Consider the following 20,247-nt stretch of genomic DNA (forward strand, 5'->3'; position numbering starts at 1 on the left):
TAATTCAGCAAACTGGTTTTTCCGGCTCCTAAAAAGCCACTTAAAACGGTAACAGGAAGTTTTCTCATCGGATCAGCAATTTTTCGCTCGACTTATTAATGCAACGTTGTTGCAAATATAAGATTAAATGCAACAATGTTGCAAATATGACGAAAAGTAACACCCTTATAGCCGTACTTTTAAGTAAAGAGTACCTATGGTTAAAGATTGATTGGTGAATTATTGGGGTTAACTATCGGGTTGTAAGCCTATTAGTCAGGCTCCAAGGGTGCGTGTAAGGGGATGTAGAAACAGGAAATCCCCTTGAGGCAGCCGTGGTACACAATCAAGGTATCCTTACTAATCAAGAGGGCCAACTTGGACTTTAATGATCTATTAAAGGTTCAACTCTACTAACCATTTAATCACTAAGTTATAAAACTTCTGAAAAAATGGGCTTTAAGATCATACTCTTGTCCACTTTCATCTTCATGTCTATAAGCATAACTTGATAGTTATTTATACTAAATTCAGTAGTCTTCATTCTATCATAAAACTTTAATTATGTTAAGTAAAACAACAGTGCTCCTGCTATCGTAAATAGTAGGAATAGCTAAGCCCAATCGTTGAACAGCCTTCTGAGAAGCAGAATTTCTCCCGTGTGATAAGAGGTATGATCAATGATTAATAGGGCCTCTTTGAACAGATGCTGGCCGTCACCGTAAGGAAAGGCGGTAAACAGATGATTGCGATTGGTTCTCAAGAGATCGATAAATCGACTCCGGTCATCCTTGATTTGCTGAAGCGAGGTTTGCCACTGCTGTTCGCTGATTTCTGATGTAGGATTAGGCCAGTACCCCTCCGGCCATTGGGGCGACTGATGAGCCGAAGAGGTACTGAATTCTACAATATCCCACTGGGCAATGCGAATATGTTCTACCAATTGCCAGATACTATAAGGCAATTCACCGTAGATTTTTGTACGATAGACCGGATTTAAATTCGCAACTGCATCTTCAAAAGTAACATGAGCATTACTTCCTTCCAGATTATCTATGAGATTGTTAAGGATATATTCAGGGTTATAATTCATAGAAATGGTAGATAAAGGTTAGAAATAATATATATCATAAATAGATATACCAATAAGATGAACGTTATTGCCATAAATTTGTAAATAATTATTATAACGTAACAATAACGTTACAAAAACTATTTATATTTACACCAGATTTTCACCTCAACTGATCGTACTATGCCACGTTTATCAAGAGAAGGTTTTAAACATAACGCTAAAGTATTCGAGAAGACCTGTCAATGGTGTGGAACGCCGTTCTTTGCTTCTCGGTCAACTGCCAAATTCTGTTCGTCTACCTGCCGGGCTTATTCGCATCAGGCGGATACATTGGATACGGCTGCACCCTGGCAGGAAACTGATCGTACGGTTGATGCCCTTCTCCACCAGATTGCTTTTCTTAAATCACAGGTTGAATCGCTTTCACGGGATAATCATGAATTACGGAAAGCTCTGGAGGAATTCAAAAAAGCAGAATAGGTTAACCCTCCTACCCTACTCATCAATGAGACAAAACTAGGCGTGAGCTACTAACTTGAAGTAGCTCAGCCCTTAGGTATGATTTGAAGATTGGCTATTCTGTCATAACGCGATCCAGTTCGATGGCGGCGGTAATCAGAGCCAGATGCGTGAGTGCCTGCGGATAATTGCCTAGCTGCTCGCCTCGTTTACTGATCTGCTCCGAGAACAGACCCAAGCTGTTGGAATAACCGAGAATCTTCTCGAAGAAGTTACTCGCCCGTTCTACCTGCCCTCCTTTAGCCAGACATTCGACAAACCAGAACGAACACATCGTAAAGGTTCCTTCTTCTCCGTCCAGACCGTCAATGTTCGATTCTGCATTGTTATAGCGGTAAATCAGAACGTCCAGTTTTAACTCTCGCTCAATGGCCTGAAGCGTTTTCTGCCAACGCGGCTCATTCGAAGTAATAAACTGAACCGCTGGCATTAATAAAACGGAAGCATCTAGTTCGTGGCCGCCTTTATACTGCACGAATGACTGCTTTTCTTCCGACCAGAATTCATTATACACGTAATCGTAGATTTCATTACGGGTGTGATACCACTTTTCACGCGGGTAGGGAAACGAACGTTCTTCGCCAATTTTAATAGCCCGGTCTAAGGCTACCCAACACATCATAAAAGAGTGCAGAAACTCCCGCTCCTTGCCACGAATTTCCCACATGCCATGATCGGGCGTTTGCCAATGGTCACATACGTATTCGACTTCAACCGACAGTTTTTGCCAGAATTCGTAGGTTAAGTGTCCACCATATTTATTGAAAAGATAAATCGTGTCGATTAACTCTCCATAAATATCCATTTGCTTCTGATCTACAGCTCCATTTCCAATCAATACAGGTTTTGAATCCTTGTATCCTTTGAAATGCTTGAGCTCCACTTCATCATCGGGCCGTGTTCCATCCACCTTATACATCAGTTGCAACGGTTCGTCAAGGCAATGGGTTTCCACCCAATGCATAAACGTGCGGGCTTCGTCGATGAACCCCAGCCGAAGAAAAGCAAACATGGTAAAGGCAGAATCCCGAATCCAGCAGTAGCGGTAATCCCAATTTCGCTCACCGCCCAGCGTTTCGGGCAGGGCAAACGTAGGGGCAGCCACAACCGAGCCGTACTGATGCGAAGAAAGAAGCTTCAATGTAATGGCTGACCGAATGACCATTTCCCGCCAGCGACCTTTGTATGTACATTTCTGCGTCCATTCTTTCCAGAAATGGTGGGTATCATCGTAATGGCTCTTACAGAAGTCGGTTACCCCATCCGTAATTTCATCGTTTCCATCGCAAAGGATAAAACACTGCGTTTCACCTTCTTTGAGTGTAAAAAGGGTAATTACATCATTTTCTTCAAGCTTCATCTCAATGTCACTGTAGAGGTGAAGAATCTGATCATTTTCTGCCGTAAACTTCACTCCTTTTTCAACGAACTCAGTACGATGCTCGCTCTGGGAATAGTTAAAGCGGGGCCGACAGGTAAGTTTGAATTCTACATTGCCCCGCACGGCGGTTACTTTCCGAATCAGAGTCATCCGGGAACCTTCCTCGTGGACGGGCATGAAATCGGCTACTTCCGCAATGCCATAATCCGAAAAAAATCGGGTTACTAAAATCGCCGTATCCGTTAAGTAAATCTGTTTATAAGATAGGTCATTCAGGGTTGGGATGATCGAGAAATTTCCCCCTTTTTCGGCATCCAGCATGGCCGTAAAAACCGAGGGTGAATCAAAGCGGGGCAAACACAAAAAGTCGATAGATCCGTAGTGGGAGACCAGAGCGGCGGTATTCATATTACCAATCACGCCATATTGATCAATAGTAGCTTGCGTCATAGGGATGAATAAATGGGTCGTTAACCGGGTGGGTTAATTATTGAGTGTTTATTCCTTTAAAAGGATCATGCGAGCTCCCCCCGTTTTTGGGTATTCTCATTGAATTCTAATTTCCTTTTCTCAGGAAAATTCCCTGAAATGCAGTCCTTCCTTTACCTTCGTAACTTCTCTCTAAATCTGATTTATGATGTGTCGATTTATTACCTCCGTACTGGCCATACTACTTACGGCCAGTGCCTTAATGGCTCAATCGCCGAAGAGCTGGCCTGCCGATTACCCCTGGTGGAAAATCAATAATCTTCGCACCATTCAGTTCAATTTACCCGCCACCGAGGCGGCCACTTTGAACGCCGATTCTGTCGTTGCTGACCTGAAACGCTGCTTCGCCAATACGTTGATTATTAACATCGGCGGCATCATGGCTTTCTATCCCACGCAACTGGATTTTCATTACCGTAACCCGTACCTGCGTTCAGAAACGGTAATGAAAGACATCATTGACCAATGTCACCTTGCCGGTATTAAGGTTATGGTTCGGTTTGATTTTAGTCGTATTCACGAAAGCATTTTCAAGGCTCACCCAGACTGGTGTTACCTTTCTCCCAAAGGCGAGCGGGTGTACAATACGGACATGGTAGTAGTTTCGATCAATGCTCCTTACGTCCAGCAAAAGGCGTTTGATATTATTGCGGAAGTACTGGATACGTTTCCCATCGACGGGATTTTCCTGAATATGCCGGGTTACCAGGTGAATAATCCTTACGAAGGGGTATATCATGGCATTGATCAGAATGAGCACGACCAGAAACGTTTTGCGGAGTACAGTAAAGGGCTAGCACTGCCCACGAAAGAGGACAAGACCGATCCGGTTTTTCAGAAGTATTTAGCCTTTAAGCAATACACCGTTGAAGACTGGACCAAACGCCTGCATGAGCTGATCAAATCCAAAATGAAAACGTAGCTCTTTGCACGTATATGGACGAGTATGTAGACATCATCCGTCATGAATCACAGACGAATAGCCTGCCTTATTGGCCTTACTCCGCTTCTGATAATGTGAATAACGCTATTCATACCTTTCCCCATCACACCATCAGTAATGCCAGTATCCAGCAGATTTCGTTTCAATCGCGGTATAATGCGGTGGAGCCCAACGAGGTAAGGATTCGATTGTATGAAAACATCGCCAATGGGTCAGGACTGGATTTAAGTATGATGGGCGATATGCAGGATTATGAAGACGAGCGAAACTATAAAGTAATACGGGAAGTCTACGGGTTTCATAAAGCCCATGAAAAGTACTTTGGAAGGTATAAAACCACCGCCAAAATTGCTCTGATTGCACCGGGCTCCTGGCCCAGCGGCTTACCCATGCAGGAGTATCGGGGCATTCAGCTCATGCTGAAAGAAGCCCATTTGTCTTATGACATCATCGAGGATGCTCAGCTTCAGAAGCGAGCGGAAGATTTGAAGAAATATGCCTTGATCCTTTTGCCAGATATTACCTTTTTGCCCGCCGCCTCCGTGGAAGTGCTAAAAGAACTCAGTCGCAACGGCACTCATTTAGTGGCTACGAACCGGAGTTTATCCGATCACCCGGAAGCACTACGGGAATTATTTGGAGCGAAAACGACTCAGATGGAAGCCGAAGGAAGCGGTTACTACCTCACTCCCGTTCATCAGCCCATATTTAGGCGGCTGGCGGGTCAGAAAATGATCATGTGGAAGTTCAATCTGGGAAAATACGATTGGACGGAACAGACGCAAAAACAATTACCCATACTCGCTAAAGGTCGCCCCGGTCCACCCGAAATCATTGGCGGCCACGATTCCACGGGTTATTACGCTTTAGGGTTACATTCTTACGGAAAAACCGTCAATGCTCTGTTACCTGTTAACCTGGGAAGACTCTATTACCTGCACGGTTATCAGGAGCATAAAAACATTTTACTCGATCTTATTGATCATTTAGATCCTCATTTGAGTAAGGCCATCCAAACCAATGCTCCAGATCGGGTTGAAGTGATACTTCAGGAATTTACGGAAAACACCCCTGCGGCTCTCAACAAAAAAACGACGGACGGGCTGATTTTACACCTGGTTAACCTGACGGGTTTCAGCGGAAATACCTACTTCGAACCTTTACCCGTGCGAAATCTGACGTTCCGCCTAAAGTCATCTTTCAAACCTTCCAGAATCCAGCAACTTGGAAAAAGTAAGGCCATTCCTTTTACGTATACAAATGATACCGTTCAATTTGTGTTACCTGAACTAGAGGCATTTACGGGTATTATCCTCACGAAATAAAAAAATCCCTCGATTGTTCGGGGGACTTTTTACACAAAGGTTGAAGGCTGAATAGTACAAGCAGTACTTACCTTATTATACCCCAATAGCGACGGAGGTTATCATAAAAATAGGTAATAGAAAATTGTTTTCTTTAATTAACTAGTAATCAGTAAGTTAACATATTAAATAATAGTACATCAACCTGCCTCAATAAAATAGGCATCCTTTTTTTTAGCATCCGCTCTGCTCCCACACGGGCGGCCCGCACTATCTATGAAAAAGGATGAGATTCATCTAAGCGACTGGGAACGAATTCTCTGGGGAATGGCCCCACCAGAATTCTTCATTGAAGTACTGTTCCGTACTTTATTCATTTACCTCTTCTTATTGATCATCATGCGTTTTCTCGGGAAACGCATGAATGGGCAACTTTCCATCACGGAAATGGCCGTAATGCTAACTACAGGGGCCATCATCTCTCCCTCCATGCAGGCTCCAGATCGGGGAATTGCCCTGGGAATATTTGCTATGATCTGTGCTCTGGTGTATCAACGGCTGACGACTCTCTGGGGGTTTAATAACAAGAAGATCGAAAAAATCATGCAGGGCACGGTGAGCGTTCTGGTGATTGACGGGGTTATTCAGGTGGATAGCCTGGCGGGCAACCGCGTTTCCCGGCAACAGCTTTTTACGGAACTCCGCCGAAAAAGTGTGTACAATCTGGGACAAGCGAAACGGGTGTACCTCGAAGCTTCGGGTTTATTCAGCATTTATGAGCGAAAAGAAGCCCTACCCGGTCTGTCTACCTTACCTCCCAATGTAGCCGACGAAGAAATACACAACATTCAGAACGTACTGGATGATACCGTTGCCTGTAGTTTTTGTGGACAGAGTGTGCCTAAATCAGAGAAATCCAACCCTTGCCCCACCTGCCAATCCAGCGATTGGGCAGATGCCGTTTTATAGACTTTCGCCATGAAACCCGAAGATATACACATTACCGACTGGATGCGGATTCTGATGGGCGAGCTGCCCGTGGATTATTTTTTCGAAATCCTGCTCCGCATGGCTTTCACGTACCTGCTGCTCATGGTATCCATGCGTTTCATGGGTCGGCGAATGGCTTCTCAGATGAACCGTAACGAAATGGCAGCCCTGACCTCCCTGGCTGCGGCTATCGGTATGCCGGTGTTATCCCCGGACCGGGGCTTGTTACCGGCGGTGGCCATCGCCATTATCATCGTATTGGGGCAACGGCTAATTGCCCGAATTGCTTCGCGTAATGAACGCTTTGAAGCCATTACGCAGGATGAAATCGATATTCTGGTACAGAATGGCATCCTGAATCTGGAGCAGATGAGAAGAAGTCGCATTACCCGCGAACGCCTCTTTGCCCAACTTCGCTCGGAAGGGCTTTTACATCTGGGTCAGGTTCGACGACTCTATCTGGAAGCAAACGGCAAGTTTACGCTGATTAAGGAAGAGCCTCCCATTCCTGGGCTTTCCGTAATCCCTAACTGGGACAAAAAGTTAGTAGATGAGCAGAAAAAATCAGAGGACATTATGGTGTGTAAAAACTGCGGGAACCACATGCCCGAGAAATCTACTACGGAAGATAAATGTCCCCAGTGTGGAGATCAGAACTGGTTACCACCCATCGAGACGGAAGAATAGTTTTTTTACGATAAGGCTCAAAACAACCTTTGAATGAAATGACTCCGTACGGAATGGCCTCCCAATCTCAAGTGAAAAGTCAGCAACTATGGTGGCAATCGGGTATAATTTACCAAATCTATCCCCGCTCTTTTCAGGATAGCAATGCCGACGGAATTGGTGATTTACAAGGTGTCATTAATCGGCTGGATTATTTAAAATGGCTGGGTATCCAGGCCGTATGGCTTTCCCCTATTTATCCTTCACCGATGGCCGACTATGGCTACGACATATCTGATTACCAAGAAATTCACCCCATTTTTGGATCAATGGACGATTTTGACCAATTACTGGAAGAAGTGCATCGGCGGGGTATGAAACTGATTCTTGACCTTGTCCCTAATCATACTTCTGATCAGCACCCCTGGTTTCTGGAATCGAAATCTTCCCGGGATAACCCCAAACGCGACTGGTACATCTGGAAAGATGCATTACCCGATGGTTCGGAACCGAATAACTGGCTTGCTATGTTCGGGGGCACCGCCTGGGAATGGGACGAAACCACTCAGCAGTATTACTACCACGCGTTTTTAAAAGAACAGCCTGATCTGAACTGGCGAAACCCCGAGGTGCGGGAAGCCATGATGAATGTCATGCATTACTGGCTGAAAAAAGGCATTGACGGCTTTCGGGTAGATGTGATGTGGCACATGGTGAAGGACGCTCATTTCCGTAATAATCCGATTAACCCTGACTATCAGCCGCATCAGGCTACGGTCGATCAGTTATTAGCGGTGTACTCTACCGACCAGCCCGAAGTACACGACATCGTTCGCCAGATGCGGGAAGTACTGGACGCTTACGAGGAGCGAATGATGATCGGTGAAATCTATCTGCCCGTTCATAAACTGGTGACTTATTACGGGGAAAACGGCTCGGGAGCCCATTTACCCTTTAACTTCCAGCTCCTTAACCTTCCCTGGAATGCTACTCAACTGGCGGCAGCATCAGTCAGTACGAAGGAGCCTTACCCGAATACGGCTGGCCAAACTGGGTGCTGGGTAACCACGATCAACCCCGCATTACCAGCCGCGTTGGCTTGCAACAGGCTCGGGTAGCGGCGTTGTTACTGCTGACGTTACGGGGTACACCGACCATTTATTACGGAGACGAAATTGGCATGCAGGATGTTCCGATTCCGTTTTCAGAAGTACAGGACCCACAAGGGCTGAACATGCCCGATAAAAACCTCAGCCGGGATCCTGCCCGAACGCCGATGCAGTGGAATGCCTCCACCTACGCTGGATTTAGTTCCGAAAAACCCTGGCTTCGGCTTTCCAGTACCTATCGACGTCTAAACGTGGAATCAGAGAAAGACAACCCTTTCTCCATGTTAACCCTCTATAAAAGACTGATTGACCTGCGACAGAAAGAACTTTCTTTTACCGCTGGTGATTACATTCCGGTTTATTCAGATCAACAGATTCTGGCCTATAAGCGAACGCATGAAAATGCTCCGGCTTTTCTGATCGTACTAAACCTGACGCACCGCCCCGCTTATTTCAAACCCGAACACGATGCGTTTAAGGGAACCATCGTCCTCTCCACCCTTCCCGAAGAAGAAGGACAGGAGGTAGACAGCTACTTTGCTCTCAGCGGCGATCAGGGAATTATTATTCGTTTACATTAACGCCTTACTTTTTATTCCTTTACCTTACCATAATCAATTCTTCAACTGTTTCCTATGAAAAAAGTAGGCTCTCATTATCAAGGCAATAGCTCGTGTACCTTTACGGTCTGGGCTCCCGAGAAAGAGCAGATGATGCTGGAGTTAGTGCATCCGAAAGAAGAAATTCTACCCATGACTAAATCCCGATCAGGTTATTTTGAGCTCACTCTTTCGGAAATTGAACCCGGTACTCGTTACTTTTTCCGGCCTGAAAATAAGCATCATTACCCCGATCCTGCTTCTCAATTTCAGCCCGAAGGCGTTCATGGTCCTTCCGAAGTCATTAACCATCGGACCTACCAATGGCAGGATCAAACCTGGAAAGGGGTGCCGTTTCCGGAGGTGATTCTGTATGAATTACACGTTGGTACCTTTACGCCGGAAGGCACCTTCGAAGCCATTATCCCACGACTGAAAGAATTAAAAGCCTTTGGCGTTAATGCCATCGAGATTATGCCCATCGCCCAATTCCCTGGCGGTCGTAATTGGGGGTATGACGGCGTGTTTCTGTATGCCGTTCAAAATACGTACGGCGGGCCGGAGGGTTTCAAAAAACTGGTGGATGCCTGCCACGCGGAAGGCATTGCCGTCTACCTCGATGTGGTGTATAATCACGTGGGTCCCGAAGGAAATTACCTGGAAGAATTTGGCCCTTACCACACCGACAAATACTGTACGCCCTGGGGAGGAGCCATGAATCTGGACGGTGCCTGGAGTGATGCCGTCAAAGAATTTTTTATTTTGAATGCCCTATACTGGATTGAAGAATTCCACGTAGATGGCCTGCGATTTGACGCCATTCACACTATTTTTGATCAAAGTGCGGTTAACTTCTGGCAATTGCTTCACGAGAAAGTTCATGAACTGGAGCTACGCCTGGGTCGATTGGTTGTACTCATTGCCGAAAGTGATTTGAATGACCCGAAAGTATTAAAATCGGTAGATACGGGTGGCTGGGGCTTCACGGCTCAGTGGTTTGACGATTTTCATCATTCCCTCTATTCCATCATTGATGAAAAAGAAGGACTGAAACGTTACCCTGATTTTGGCCGGATGGACCAGCTAGCCAAAGCCTATACCGATGGTTTTGTGCACAGTGGAGAATTCAATAAGGTCCGCAAACGAAGATTTGGAGCCTCCTCCGTTAGTTTACCCGGGCACCAGTTTATCGCGTTTATTGATAACCACGATCAGGCGGGAAACCGACTCCTCGGCGAACGATTGTCGATGTTACTAAGTGCAGATCGACTCAAAGTAGCCGCTGCCGCCATGATGCTAAGCCCCAGCGTTCCGATGTTGTTCATGGGCGAGGAATATGCCGCTCAAACGCCTTTTCTATACTTCATCAGTCATTCCAAACCGGAATTAATTGAAATGGTACAGAAGGGTCGTAAAGAAGACTTCAAATCATTCAATGAAGGGAAAGAGGAAGCACCGCCCGATCCTCAGGATGAAAAAACCTTTCAGGATTCGGTATTGGACTGGGATCAACGAAAAGAAGGGAAACATCAGCAAATGCTTGAGTGGTATCAGGCTCTTATTCAGCTTCGTAAAACCCAACCCATTCTTCAAAACTTCAGCCGGAGTTCTACTCAGGTACAAACCATTGATGAATCTGGCTTTGTGTTAATTCGTCAAAATTCGTCAGGTACGCATTACCTGAGTGCCTTTTTTAATCTGTCCGATCAGCAAGTAGAGGCAAAGGTTCCGCACCGATGCGAGCAATGGGATTTGCTTGTTCACTCCTACGAAACTCGTTTTAGTGAATCCACGCATGAAAAGACTTTCCCAGAAAACGTATATGCTAATACGTCAATACAATTATTACCCTGGAGCGTGGCAGTATACATGGGTGAATCCCTGGAAACAAACTAGAAACTTTTTGGTAAGTTCGCTGAGGTCATACCCATTTTTCCTCAATTTTCTACAATTATGATTGACGCGGTTATTGCCACTAGTTTTTTAACTAATAAAGTGTACTTAGGAAATGCCTGTTACAACATAATCAACCAAACAAGGCCAATCTTATAGTCAACTTAAACTATACGAAACCCAACGAATGAAGTCCACTACTACTTACCCTGGCTCTCCTTTTCCGCTAGGGGCAACATATGATGGTGAAGGTGTAAACTTTGCCATTTTTGCAGAAAATGCCACAGCAATTGATTTATGTCTGTTTGATGAAATTTCTGGTCAGTCTGAAACTACTACCATTCCTTTACTGGAACGAGCCTATCACATCTGGCACGTTTACATTCCAGGACTACAACCCGGCCAATTGTACGGCTATCGGGTAGACGGTCCCTATGAACCTGAAAACGGTCACCGATTCAATCGTAACAAATTATTAATCGATCCCTATACGAAGGCTTTAGCGGGTACCGTCGAATGGAACGAGTCACTTTTCTCGTACCAAATGGGCGAAGAAGACCTGACTTTCAGTGAGAGTGACAGTGCTCCTTACGTGCCTAAATCAGTGGTTATTGACACGAATTTCGACTGGGAAGGCGATACGTTCCCCAAGATTCCTTACAACCACACGATTGTTTACGAAACGCACGTAAAAGGCTTTACGCAGTTACATCCCGAAATTCCCGAAGAAATCCGGGGTACTTACGCAGCCCTGGGACATCCTGTTACCATCAAATACCTGAAAGAACTGGGTGTCACCGCGGTAGAGTTAATGCCCATTCACTCGTTCATTAACGACAGCCATCTGATCGAAAAAGGGCTGAAGAATTACTGGGGTTACAACTCCATCGGGTTCTTCTCTCCTGACGCAGAATACTCCAGTTCAGGGGTACGCGGCGAGCAGGTTACCGAGTTCAAAACGATGGTGAAAGAACTTCACAAGGCTGGCATTGAAGTAATTCTTGACGTCGTATATAACCATACGGCAGAAGGTAACGAAAAAGGTCCAACGCTCTCGTTCAAAGGTATCGACAATGCTGCTTATTACCGTTTGCACGAAGGTCGTTACTACAATGATTACACGGGCACGGGTAATACGCTCAACGTGATGCAACCTAACGTCCTGCGTTTAATCATGGACAGCCTTCGTTACTGGGTTCAGGAGATGCACGTAGATGGGTTCCGCTTTGATTTAGCCTCAACGCTGGCTCGTGGTTTACACGACGTTGATAAACTGAATTCTTTCTTTGACGTCATCTATCAAGATCCTATCATCTCGCAGTCAAAACTCATCGCAGAACCCTGGGATGTAGGTGAAGGCGGTTATCAGGTGGGTAAGTTCCCTCCCGGCTGGGCCGAATGGAATGGTATGTACCGGGATTGCGTGCGTGATTACTGGAGAGGTGCAGACAGTAAGCTCGGCGAATTTGCCAGCCGCTTCCTGGGTAGCCCTGATTTATACCGTGAAGATTACCGCAGCCCAACCGCTAGTGTTAATTTCATTACCGCTCACGACGGCTTTACCCTCAACGATCTGGTTTGTTACAATGACAAACATAACGAAGCCAATGGTGAGGATAATAATGATGGAGAAAGCCATAACCGCTCCTGGAACTGTGGCGTCGAAGGCCCAACGGATGACGAAGAAATCAATAAGTTACGTCAACAGCAAAAACGTAATTTCCTGACCACGCTTTTCCTATCGCAAGGGGTAGCGATGTTGGTGGCTGGGGATGAGTTTGGCCGTACGCAGGGAGGTAACAACAACGCCTACTGCCAGGACAACGAAATTTCCTGGCTCCACTGGGATAACCAGGATGTGGACCTGCTGGAATACACCAAGAAAATCATCAAGTTTAGCCAGGATCACCCCGTATTCTGCCGTAGAGGCTGGTTTAAAGGTCAGCCCGTTCAGGGAACAGATCGCGAGGATATTGCTTGGTTCCTGCCCGACGGCAACGAAATGAGTGATGAAGACTGGCAAAACGGTTACGCTAAATCACTGGGCGTTTATTTGAGTGGTCACGCTATTAAGTCGGTCAGTGAAAAAGGTGAACGGATTCTTGACGACAGTTTTTACGTGCTTTTCAACGCTCACTATGAACCCATTGAATACCAGATTCCTTCGAAAAAATGGGGCGGTAACTGGGTGAAAGTGGTGGATAGCTACAACAACTACGTCGATGAGAATGGAGAAAAATACGATAACGGAGAAAAGATAACCGTAGAAGGCCGATCAGTCGTTGTACTGAAAAGCCCGCTTTCGACTCATTAACCATGAAAGAAATAGACCTGAGTGCTCGCAGCCTCGGGGTGAATTTCAATCAGGCAGGAGAGGCCCACATTGTGGTGTGGGCCCCCCTGCTTGAATCAGTAGAAATTTATCTGGACCAAACACGGACGATGTATCCGTTACAGAAAGATAAATTTGGCTATTGGGAATTAACCACCCCTGAATTAAAACCTGGCGATTTATATCAGTTTGTTCTCAACGACGGTCGCCACGTTCCCGATCCGGCTTCCATCAGCCAGCCTTATGGCGTCCACGGATCTTCCAGAGCTCTCAACATTGGCTCGTATGACTGGACTGACCAGTCCTGGAAAAACCCAAACCTCGAAGATTACATTTTCTACGAACTTCACGTCGGTACATTTTCGGAAGCAGGCACCTTTGCTGGTGTTGAATCCAAACTGGATTACCTGGTTGACTTAGGCATAACGGCCATTGAATTGATGCCGGTTGCTCAATTTCCTGGTAAACGGAACTGGGGTTATGATGGAGTATATCCCTTTGCCGTTCAGGATTCTTACGGTGGAGCTGAAGGCTTAAAGCATTTGGTTAATGCCTGTCACGAAAAAGGCATTGCCGTCGTTTTGGACGTAGTCTACAACCACATGGGGCCAGATGGAAACTACTTCTCTTTATACGGCCCTTACTTCACCAAGCAATACCTGACGCCTTGGGGCGAAGCTATCAATTTCGATGATGAATGGAGCGATGGCGTTCGCGACTACTTCATCGAAAACGCATTGATGTGGTTCCGTGATTTTCATATCGATGGGTTAAGGCTTGATGCGGTTCATGCCATTCGGGATTTTAGTCCGGTGCATATTCTGAAAGAAATCAAGCAATACGTGAATGAGCTTTCCCAGCAAACGGGCCGAAATCATTACCTGATCGTAGAGATGGAGTTAAACGATACGCGGTTCATTAACTCGTTTGAAAAGGGAGGTTACGGCATGGACGCCCAGTGGAGTGATGAATTTCATCATGCCCTTCGGGTATCAGCCGGAGGCGAGCGTACGGGCTATTACGCCGACATGGACGGAACGGCAGCCTTTGCCAAAGCCTACCAGAATGCTTACGTACACACAGGAGAATACACCTTCCGAAGAAACAAAACGTTTGGTACCCCAACGGACCCGTTCCCGAGTCATCAGTTCGTGGTTTTTTCTCAAAACCACGATCACATCGGAAACCGCATGAATGGAGATCGGTCGAGTCAGTTGACGAATTTCGAGATGCTGAAGTTAATGGCTGGCTCCGTAATCACAAGTCCATTTTTACCCTTGCTATTCATGGGCGAAGAATGGGCAGAATCCCGGCCCTTCCTCTACTTTACCGATCATACCGACCCGGAACTTTCAACGGCGGTTCGCGAAGGAAGAAAGCGGGAGTTCGCAGCCTTTCATGGCGAAGGAGAAGCCCCCGACCCTACCATTCAGGATACGTTCGATCAGTCTAAACTTGAGTGGGGCTTACAACAGGATCACATTCATCACACGCTTTACAACTATTACAAGCAGCTCATTCAGATTCGTAAGGATCATGCCCTGATTCGCAAAGCGGATCGACGGAATATGGAGGTCACGGTCGACGAAGCCAAAGATGTCATCGTCGTGCGTCGCTGGGAAGGTCCGCAACAGCTTTTAATTTGCATGAATTTTTCTTCTGATCCTTACGTCATTACTGTTTCTGATCAGGCTCCCATTTGGAAAAAATGTCTTGATTCTGCGGACCCTCAATGGGGTGGCGAGAAAGCTTCTCCCGATGAACTTCAGGCCCGTAGCGAATTAACTCTTCAACCCGAATCGATTTTAATTTATTCCCATGAATAACCCCATCGCCACGTACCGCTTTCAGTTTCATAAGGACTTTTCGCTGAAAGAATTCGAAGCGATTATTCCTTACCTGAAAAAACTGGGCGTTAGCACGATTTATGCTTCGCCCATTTTTGAATCCACACCCGGCAGCACGCACGGGTACGACGGGCTCAATCCGCATCGCATTAACCCGGAAATCGGTAATGAAGCAGATTTTGAACGCATTTCTCAGGAAATTCACGAAGAAGGTTTCCAGTGGTTACAGGATATTGTGCCGAACCACATGGCCTATAGCCCGGCTAACCTCTGGATTTGGGACGTATTTCAAAAAGGCAAACGTTCGGTCTATGCCGATTTTTTCGACATTGACTGGGACAACCCGGTAAGTCCGGGGCAGATCATGGCCCCCTTTCTGGGCGATACGCTGGAAAAGGTAATCCAGGAAAATCAGTTGCAATTGGCCTATCGCCGAGGTCAACTGGTTTGGAATTTATACGACGAATCAGAATTCCCGGTTAATCCTGCCAGTTACGCCAGTATTCTGGAGAAGATTCCGGCGGCAAAAACGTTACTTGATTCGCTCCAAAAACTCGAAGACATCACGGACAATGGTTTGTATGGCGTTCAGTTGAGTGAATTATTACTTCAGCCTTTGCAGGAAGATGGAGAGCTCGTGGCCGCCATTGAAGCCCAGTTGAAAAAGATTAACCAGTCAAAGGAACAGTTGCTAGAACTGGCTAAAAACCAGTTCTTTCGACTTTGTCATTATGCCGAAACGGATAAGCAAATCAACTTCCGCCGCTTTTTTACGGTAAATGGTTTGATCTGTTTGAATATTCAGAAGCCTGAAGTTTTTGAGCATTTTCATAAATACATTCAAACACTGGTAGATACGGGTGTTTTTCAGGGCTTACGCATTGACCACATCGATGGCTTGTATGATCCCAGCAGTTACCTCGAACAACTTCGGGATTTAGCCGGACCGAAAACGTACATTACCGTTGAGAAAATTCTGGAACCCGGCGAAAAACTGAATGAAAGCTGGCCAATTCAGGGAAATACGGGGTATGATTTTCTTTCATACGTCAATAATCTGTTTACGAATAAGGCCGCTGAGAAACCTTTTACGAAGTATTACCAACGGCTCACGGGTGATCAAACGCCTACGCAGGAACAGATTCACCAGAAAAAAGCCATGATCCTCCTCGACCACATGGGCGGGGAACTGGATAACCTGGTGCGTTTGTATGAGAGCCTGAACTTACCGACGCTAGAAAAGGAGGCATTGAAAGACACCATTGCTCTTTACCTCATTCATTGCCCGGTATATCGCTATTACGGAAACGCCTGGCCGCTGGGGGAAGAAGAACAGCAAGCCAACAAAGAAATTTTCAAGGCTATTCGTAAAAAGTATCCCGAGAAAAAAGCCTCGATTAATGCCTTCGAAAAAACGTTGACCCTGGAAGAAGCGTTGCCTTTTTACCAACGCTGCATGCAGTTCTCCGGGCCTCTCATGGCGAAAGGTGTGGAAGACACGTTGTTGTATACCTATACCCGTTTCATCGGGCATAATGAAGTGGGTGATTCGGTTGAGGAATTTGGGATTACCTCCGAACACTACCACGAGTTAATGCAGGATCGGCAGGAACATTGGCCCCTGTCCTTAAATGGTACCTCAACCCACGATACGAAACGCGGGGAAGATGTACGGGCTAGACTTAACGCCCTGACGGATTTGCCAGAACTATGGATTGAAACCGTTAGTAACTGGTTTTCCATGCACCCGCAAACGAAACTGGAACCGAACGATCAATACCTGATTTACCAGACAGTCGTAGGGGCTCATCCCATGCCCAGTCAGGACGAAGATGATTTCGAAAACCGTTTGCACGAATACTTACCCAAGGCTCTGCGGGAAGGAAAAGTGAATTCTGGCTGGACGCAACCGAATGAAAATTACGAGCAGGCAGCCAAGGATTTTGCGTCTTCCTTACTCGACAAATCCAGCGATTTTTATAAGACCTTCGAAGGATTTCATCGCAGCGTTTGCGATTGGGGCATTGTCAATTCACTTTCGCAGACCTTACTTAAATTCACTTCGCCCGGTGTTCCTGACGTATATCAGGGAACGGAACTTTGGGATTTAAGTCTGGTAGATCCTGATAACCGCCGTCCGGTTGACTATTCATTACGGGAACAATACCTGAATGACATCGAGTCGCTCGATTGGCGGGCTTTATGGCAGCACCGCTATTCGGGCCAAATCAAGCTTTGGTTAACGCATGCGTTATTTCAGGAACGCAAAGAAAACGTCGATACTTTCACCGAGGGACTTTATCTGCCCTTAACAGTTGAAGGTACCTACAAGGATCACGTGCTGGCTTTTGCCCGTCGGTACAAGCAAAACTGGTACGTCGTGGCGGTTCCGCTGCACGCAGCTCAGATTGGCTCCATTCATGAAGTACTGGAAATTGACTGGAAAGACACTCGCGTGATTATTCCCGAAGACGCTCCTCAAAACTGGCAAAACCTGCTGGGTTCGGCGTCCCTTACTTCTGAGTGGCTCGTTCAGGATTTATTTAGTGAGTTACCGCTGGCCTTACTCAAAGGTCAGCCCGACATTCGGGATCGTTCGGCGGGGTTATTATTGGCAGTCACTTCATTGCCCTCTGCTTTCGGGGTAGGCGATTTAGGACCTGAGGCCTATAAATTCGCTGATTTTCTGAGCAAGAGTAAACAGACATACTGGCAGTTATTACCGCTTAACCCAACCGGAGCAGACCAGGGTTTTTCGCCATACAGTTCCATTTCCAGCCGGGCCGGGAACCCCATGCTGATTAGCCCTGAGCTATTACAGGCCGAGGGCTTATTGGGTGATTTATCGGAATACCGAATTATGGAAACGCCCGAGGCGGATTTTGAGCAGGCTCTGGCATTGAAGCATCAATTGCTGGAACAGGCCTATGCCCAGTACCAAAAACGGCCTTTACTGAAACGAGAGTTTGAAAATTTTTGCCAAAACGAAGCCGAATGGCTGGATGATTTTGTGCTGTATGTAGTCATCAAGCAGCAACAGGATCATAAGCCCTGGCACGAATGGTCCGAGTCCTTTAAACTTCGCGACGCGGTTACCCTACAACAATTCCGGGAAGAGCAGGCGGAGGCTCTGGTTTATCAGCAATGGATTCAGTTTATTTTCTTCCGGCAGTGGCATCAGCTTCGGCGATACAGTAACATTCGGAATGTGAAGCTCTTTGGGGACTTACCCTTTTATCCGAGTTATGATTCGGTAGACGTCTGGGCCAATCCTGAGATTTTCCATCTCGACGAAGAGCGGAATATGACCTGTGTAGCGGGCGTACCACCGGACTATTTCAACGAAGATGGTCAACGCTGGGGCATGCCCATTTATCGCTGGGATGTTCTGAAAGCCCGAAAATACGACTGGTGGCTCAACCGTATTAGCAAGAATATGGAACTGTACGACTTACTGAGGCTCGACCACTTCCGGGCTTTTGCCAGTTACTGGGAAGTTCCCGCTCAGGAAAAATCGGCTAAAAATGGCGAATGGAAACCCGGGCCCGGTACTGCGTTCTTTGACGTGCTCCGGGAAAAACTCGGCAGTCTTCCTCTGGTAGCGGAAGACCTCGGCGATATTGGAACGGACGTGTATGAACTCCGCGATGCCTGTGTGCTACCGGGGATGCGAGTGCTTCATTTTGCATTCAGCGACGACATGCCGTACTCGGTGAACATCGTGCATAATCATTCTCCTTAAGCATTGCCTATACGGGAACCCATGATAATAATACGACTAAAGGATGGTACCGGAACGATTTAAGCCCCGATGACCATCGCCGACTGGAAGAATACCTGGGTGGGCCTTTAAAAGAAGAAACCATTCACTTTGTTCTCATTCGCATGGTGTATTCGTCGGTAGCTCAAACCGCCATACTTCCCGTTCAGGATGTGTTGGGACTGGACGAATCCGCCCGTATGAACACGCCAGCCGGGAACGAAGCTTGCTGGAAATGGCGATTGATTCCCAGCCAATTAACGGAAGCTCATCAGCGACAATTGAAAAAATGGGCTGAGACTTACCATCGCGGGTAACTTTTGAAAACCAAGAAGGGGTTCATTCAAAATCGAATGAACCCCTTCTTGGTTTTATGAGAATCCTTATCTCCGCAGTCGCTCGGGTTCTGCCTAGTGACCGCATAGGCCTCTGGCCGTCTCAGGCAAAGAAGTCTACCAAAAGCGAAAGGTTTGCCTGACCTAAAGTGCTCTGGCTACCATCGGCCAGAGTTCTGATCGATGAGTTGGGACTGGGCATTGAGGGCCGCGACGCGAATACCCGGTATGCCAGATTCAAAGGCATCCTGGGTGCCGCTGGCGTTGCCATCCTGATAGACTTTGCCCTGAATTTGGGCAAAGCAGGAGCTGACCAGCAGGCTGAAGACCCACAGAAGTTGTAAATGTTTTTGCATATTATGAGTTATAATCATCACAATGATGAATACTGTTATAAATCAATTTATATAGTTCTCATTTTTTCAATAGTACATTTTGTATGGATCTATGTGTGTTAATTTTATAGTTATTATTTTTTATTTTTTTGTTATATTCGTCATATACTATGTTAACTGGATCTATTAATATTTTATTTTCAATTATAATTACTGGCTCTTTAGTATTAGAATAAACAATATAATCCCAGTGTGCCTCCTTCTTAGATTGCTTAATAATAGCCTCTCCAGTTATTGCTATGATAGATAATCTATATTTTTTAAATTCATGCAAATTTATTGTATTTAGTATTTCATCGATATTTTTCAAATATTCTCCTTCTTCGAAATTGAATTCCCTTTTGCTCAACTGATTAAAATAAGTCATATAATCGCTTATTTTTTCAATAAAGTTGTTATCATTAATTGGATAAGTCGATGTACTTAGAAAGACATCATCGATTCTTGGTTTAGAAGTTATACTGATATATTTTTTTAAATCATATAAATTATTAAAAAGAAAATTTTTAACGCCTGTTATTTCATATATGATTTTTCCATTATGTAACTCATAATAATAATCCCCCAATGAATCTATAGAATTCTTATCAGGCATTGGCTCATCCTTTAATAATTCTTTTTTTCCTTATTA

17 protein-coding genes are annotated in these 20,247 nt (G+C 45.8%); 13 read left to right on the forward strand and 4 right to left on the reverse strand.

Translation table 11 applies throughout. The features are described 5' to 3' along the window. On the reverse strand, positions 1–68 hold a 68-nt coding region (locus tag BWI96_RS21495; protein ID WP_157830270.1), incomplete at its 3' end, for a GTP-binding protein. Positions 69–592: 524 nt separating this feature from the next. Further along, positions 593–1,072 (reverse strand): DinB family protein, encoded by a 480-nt coding sequence (locus tag BWI96_RS06930; RefSeq protein ID WP_106635954.1) that lies wholly within the window; start codon positions 1,070–1,072, stop codon positions 593–595. A gap of 162 nt (positions 1,073–1,234) precedes the next feature. Between BWI96_RS06930 and BWI96_RS06935 the strand changes: the two genes are divergently transcribed. Beyond that, entirely contained in the window at positions 1,235–1,534 is a 300-nt protein-coding gene (locus BWI96_RS06935; protein WP_106635955.1) for a hypothetical protein, read from the forward strand. A gap of 94 nt (positions 1,535–1,628) precedes the next feature. Here the strand turns inward: BWI96_RS06935 and BWI96_RS06940 are convergent, their stop codons facing one another. Then, the gene (locus tag BWI96_RS06940; protein WP_106635956.1) at positions 1,629–3,404 is read right to left on the reverse strand and encodes a glycoside hydrolase family 15 protein; all 1,776 of its coding nucleotides are present in this window, start codon (positions 3,402–3,404) and stop codon (positions 1,629–1,631) included. Between the two features lie 184 nt (positions 3,405–3,588). On the opposite strand from BWI96_RS06940, the gene BWI96_RS22225 reads away from it, so the two are divergent. The 12 genes from BWI96_RS22225 (at position 3,589) to BWI96_RS06985 (ending at position 19,565) form a co-directional block, all read left to right on the forward strand. Beyond that, a complete protein-coding gene (locus BWI96_RS22225; RefSeq protein WP_232793613.1) occupies positions 3,589–4,365 on the forward strand; it encodes a family 10 glycosylhydrolase in 777 nt (258 codons plus the stop codon). Positions 4,366–4,379: 14 nt separating this feature from the next. Further along, positions 4,380–5,711, forward strand: a complete 1,332-nt coding sequence (locus BWI96_RS22230) for a hypothetical protein (protein ID WP_232793614.1) — start codon at positions 4,380–4,382, stop codon at positions 5,709–5,711. Positions 5,712–5,966: 255 nt separating this feature from the next. Next, positions 5,967–6,659 (forward strand): DUF421 domain-containing protein, encoded by a 693-nt coding sequence (locus tag BWI96_RS06950; RefSeq protein WP_106635957.1) that lies wholly within the window; start codon positions 5,967–5,969, stop codon positions 6,657–6,659. 9 nt (positions 6,660–6,668) lie between these two features. Further along, a complete protein-coding gene (locus BWI96_RS06955; RefSeq protein ID WP_106635958.1) occupies positions 6,669–7,367 on the forward strand; it encodes a YetF domain-containing protein in 699 nt (232 codons plus the stop codon). A gap of 38 nt (positions 7,368–7,405) precedes the next feature. Then, positions 7,406–8,464 carry an alpha-amylase family glycosyl hydrolase gene (locus tag BWI96_RS22810; RefSeq protein WP_255400649.1) on the forward strand — a complete coding sequence of 353 codons (1,059 nt, stop codon included), beginning with the start codon at positions 7,406–7,408 and terminating at the stop codon, positions 8,462–8,464. Then, a complete protein-coding gene (locus BWI96_RS22815; RefSeq protein ID WP_255400651.1) occupies positions 8,401–9,036 on the forward strand; it encodes an alpha-amylase family glycosyl hydrolase in 636 nt (211 codons plus the stop codon). The genes BWI96_RS22810 and BWI96_RS22815 overlap by 64 nt, the downstream gene beginning before the upstream one ends. A 54-nt stretch (positions 9,037–9,090) precedes the next feature. Next, the gene (gene treZ / locus BWI96_RS06965; RefSeq protein ID WP_106635959.1) at positions 9,091–10,950 is read left to right on the forward strand and encodes a malto-oligosyltrehalose trehalohydrolase; all 1,860 of its coding nucleotides are present in this window, start codon (positions 9,091–9,093) and stop codon (positions 10,948–10,950) included. A 184-nt stretch (positions 10,951–11,134) separates the two neighbouring features. Continuing rightward, positions 11,135–13,261 carry a glycogen debranching protein GlgX gene (gene glgX, locus BWI96_RS06970; RefSeq protein ID WP_106635960.1) on the forward strand — a complete coding sequence of 709 codons (2,127 nt, stop codon included), beginning with the start codon at positions 11,135–11,137 and terminating at the stop codon, positions 13,259–13,261. A 2-nt stretch (positions 13,262–13,263) separates the two neighbouring features. After that, positions 13,264–15,105, forward strand: coding sequence for a malto-oligosyltrehalose trehalohydrolase (gene treZ / locus BWI96_RS06975; RefSeq protein WP_106635961.1), 1,842 nt, complete (start codon positions 13,264–13,266; stop codon positions 15,103–15,105). Next, a complete protein-coding gene (gene treY, locus BWI96_RS06980; RefSeq protein WP_369804101.1) occupies positions 15,098–18,868 on the forward strand; it encodes a malto-oligosyltrehalose synthase in 3,771 nt (1,256 codons plus the stop codon). Before treZ (BWI96_RS06975) ends, treY begins: the two co-directional genes overlap by 8 nt. Before the next feature lie 2 nt (positions 18,869–18,870). Beyond that, positions 18,871–19,203 (forward strand): 4-alpha-glucanotransferase, encoded by a 333-nt coding sequence (locus BWI96_RS23205; RefSeq protein ID WP_369804109.1) that lies wholly within the window; start codon positions 18,871–18,873, stop codon positions 19,201–19,203. A gap of 167 nt (positions 19,204–19,370) precedes the next feature. After that, a complete protein-coding gene (locus BWI96_RS06985; protein ID WP_106635962.1) occupies positions 19,371–19,565 on the forward strand; it encodes a hypothetical protein in 195 nt (64 codons plus the stop codon). Positions 19,566–19,635: 70 nt separating this feature from the next. On the opposite strand, the gene BWI96_RS06990 is transcribed toward BWI96_RS06985, so the two are convergent. Further along, positions 19,636–20,211 (reverse strand): hypothetical protein, encoded by a 576-nt coding sequence (locus BWI96_RS06990; RefSeq protein ID WP_106635963.1) that lies wholly within the window; start codon positions 20,209–20,211, stop codon positions 19,636–19,638. Between the last annotated feature and the right edge of the window lie 36 nt (positions 20,212–20,247).

The sequence above is a fragment of the Siphonobacter sp. SORGH_AS_0500 genome, from assembly GCF_002838835.1.
Classification (GTDB): Bacteria; Bacteroidota; Bacteroidia; order Cytophagales; family Spirosomataceae; genus Siphonobacter.

Coding starts and splice junctions, on each gene's coding strand:
- BWI96_RS06930 (WP_106635954.1), bottom strand. CDS start 1,072: ATGAATTATAACCCTGAATATATCCTTAACAATCTCATAGATAATCTG.
- BWI96_RS06935 (WP_106635955.1), top strand. CDS start 1,235: ATGCCACGTTTATCAAGAGAAGGTTTTAAACATAACGCTAAAGTATTC.
- BWI96_RS06940 (WP_106635956.1), bottom strand. CDS start 3,404: ATGACGCAAGCTACTATTGATCAATATGGCGTGATTGGTAATATGAAT.
- BWI96_RS22225 (WP_232793613.1), top strand. CDS start 3,589: ATGATGTGTCGATTTATTACCTCCGTACTGGCCATACTACTTACGGCC.
- BWI96_RS22230 (WP_232793614.1), top strand. CDS start 4,380: ATGGACGAGTATGTAGACATCATCCGTCATGAATCACAGACGAATAGC.
- BWI96_RS06950 (WP_106635957.1), top strand. CDS start 5,967: ATGAAAAAGGATGAGATTCATCTAAGCGACTGGGAACGAATTCTCTGG.
- BWI96_RS06955 (WP_106635958.1), top strand. CDS start 6,669: ATGAAACCCGAAGATATACACATTACCGACTGGATGCGGATTCTGATG.
- BWI96_RS22810 (WP_255400649.1), top strand. CDS start 7,406: ATGACTCCGTACGGAATGGCCTCCCAATCTCAAGTGAAAAGTCAGCAA.
- treZ (WP_106635959.1), top strand. CDS start 9,091: ATGAAAAAAGTAGGCTCTCATTATCAAGGCAATAGCTCGTGTACCTTT.
- glgX (WP_106635960.1), top strand. CDS start 11,135: ATGAAGTCCACTACTACTTACCCTGGCTCTCCTTTTCCGCTAGGGGCA.
- treZ (WP_106635961.1), top strand. CDS start 13,264: ATGAAAGAAATAGACCTGAGTGCTCGCAGCCTCGGGGTGAATTTCAAT.
- treY (WP_369804101.1), top strand. CDS start 15,098: ATGAATAACCCCATCGCCACGTACCGCTTTCAGTTTCATAAGGACTTT.
- BWI96_RS06990 (WP_106635963.1), bottom strand. CDS start 20,211: ATGCCTGATAAGAATTCTATAGATTCATTGGGGGATTATTATTATGAG.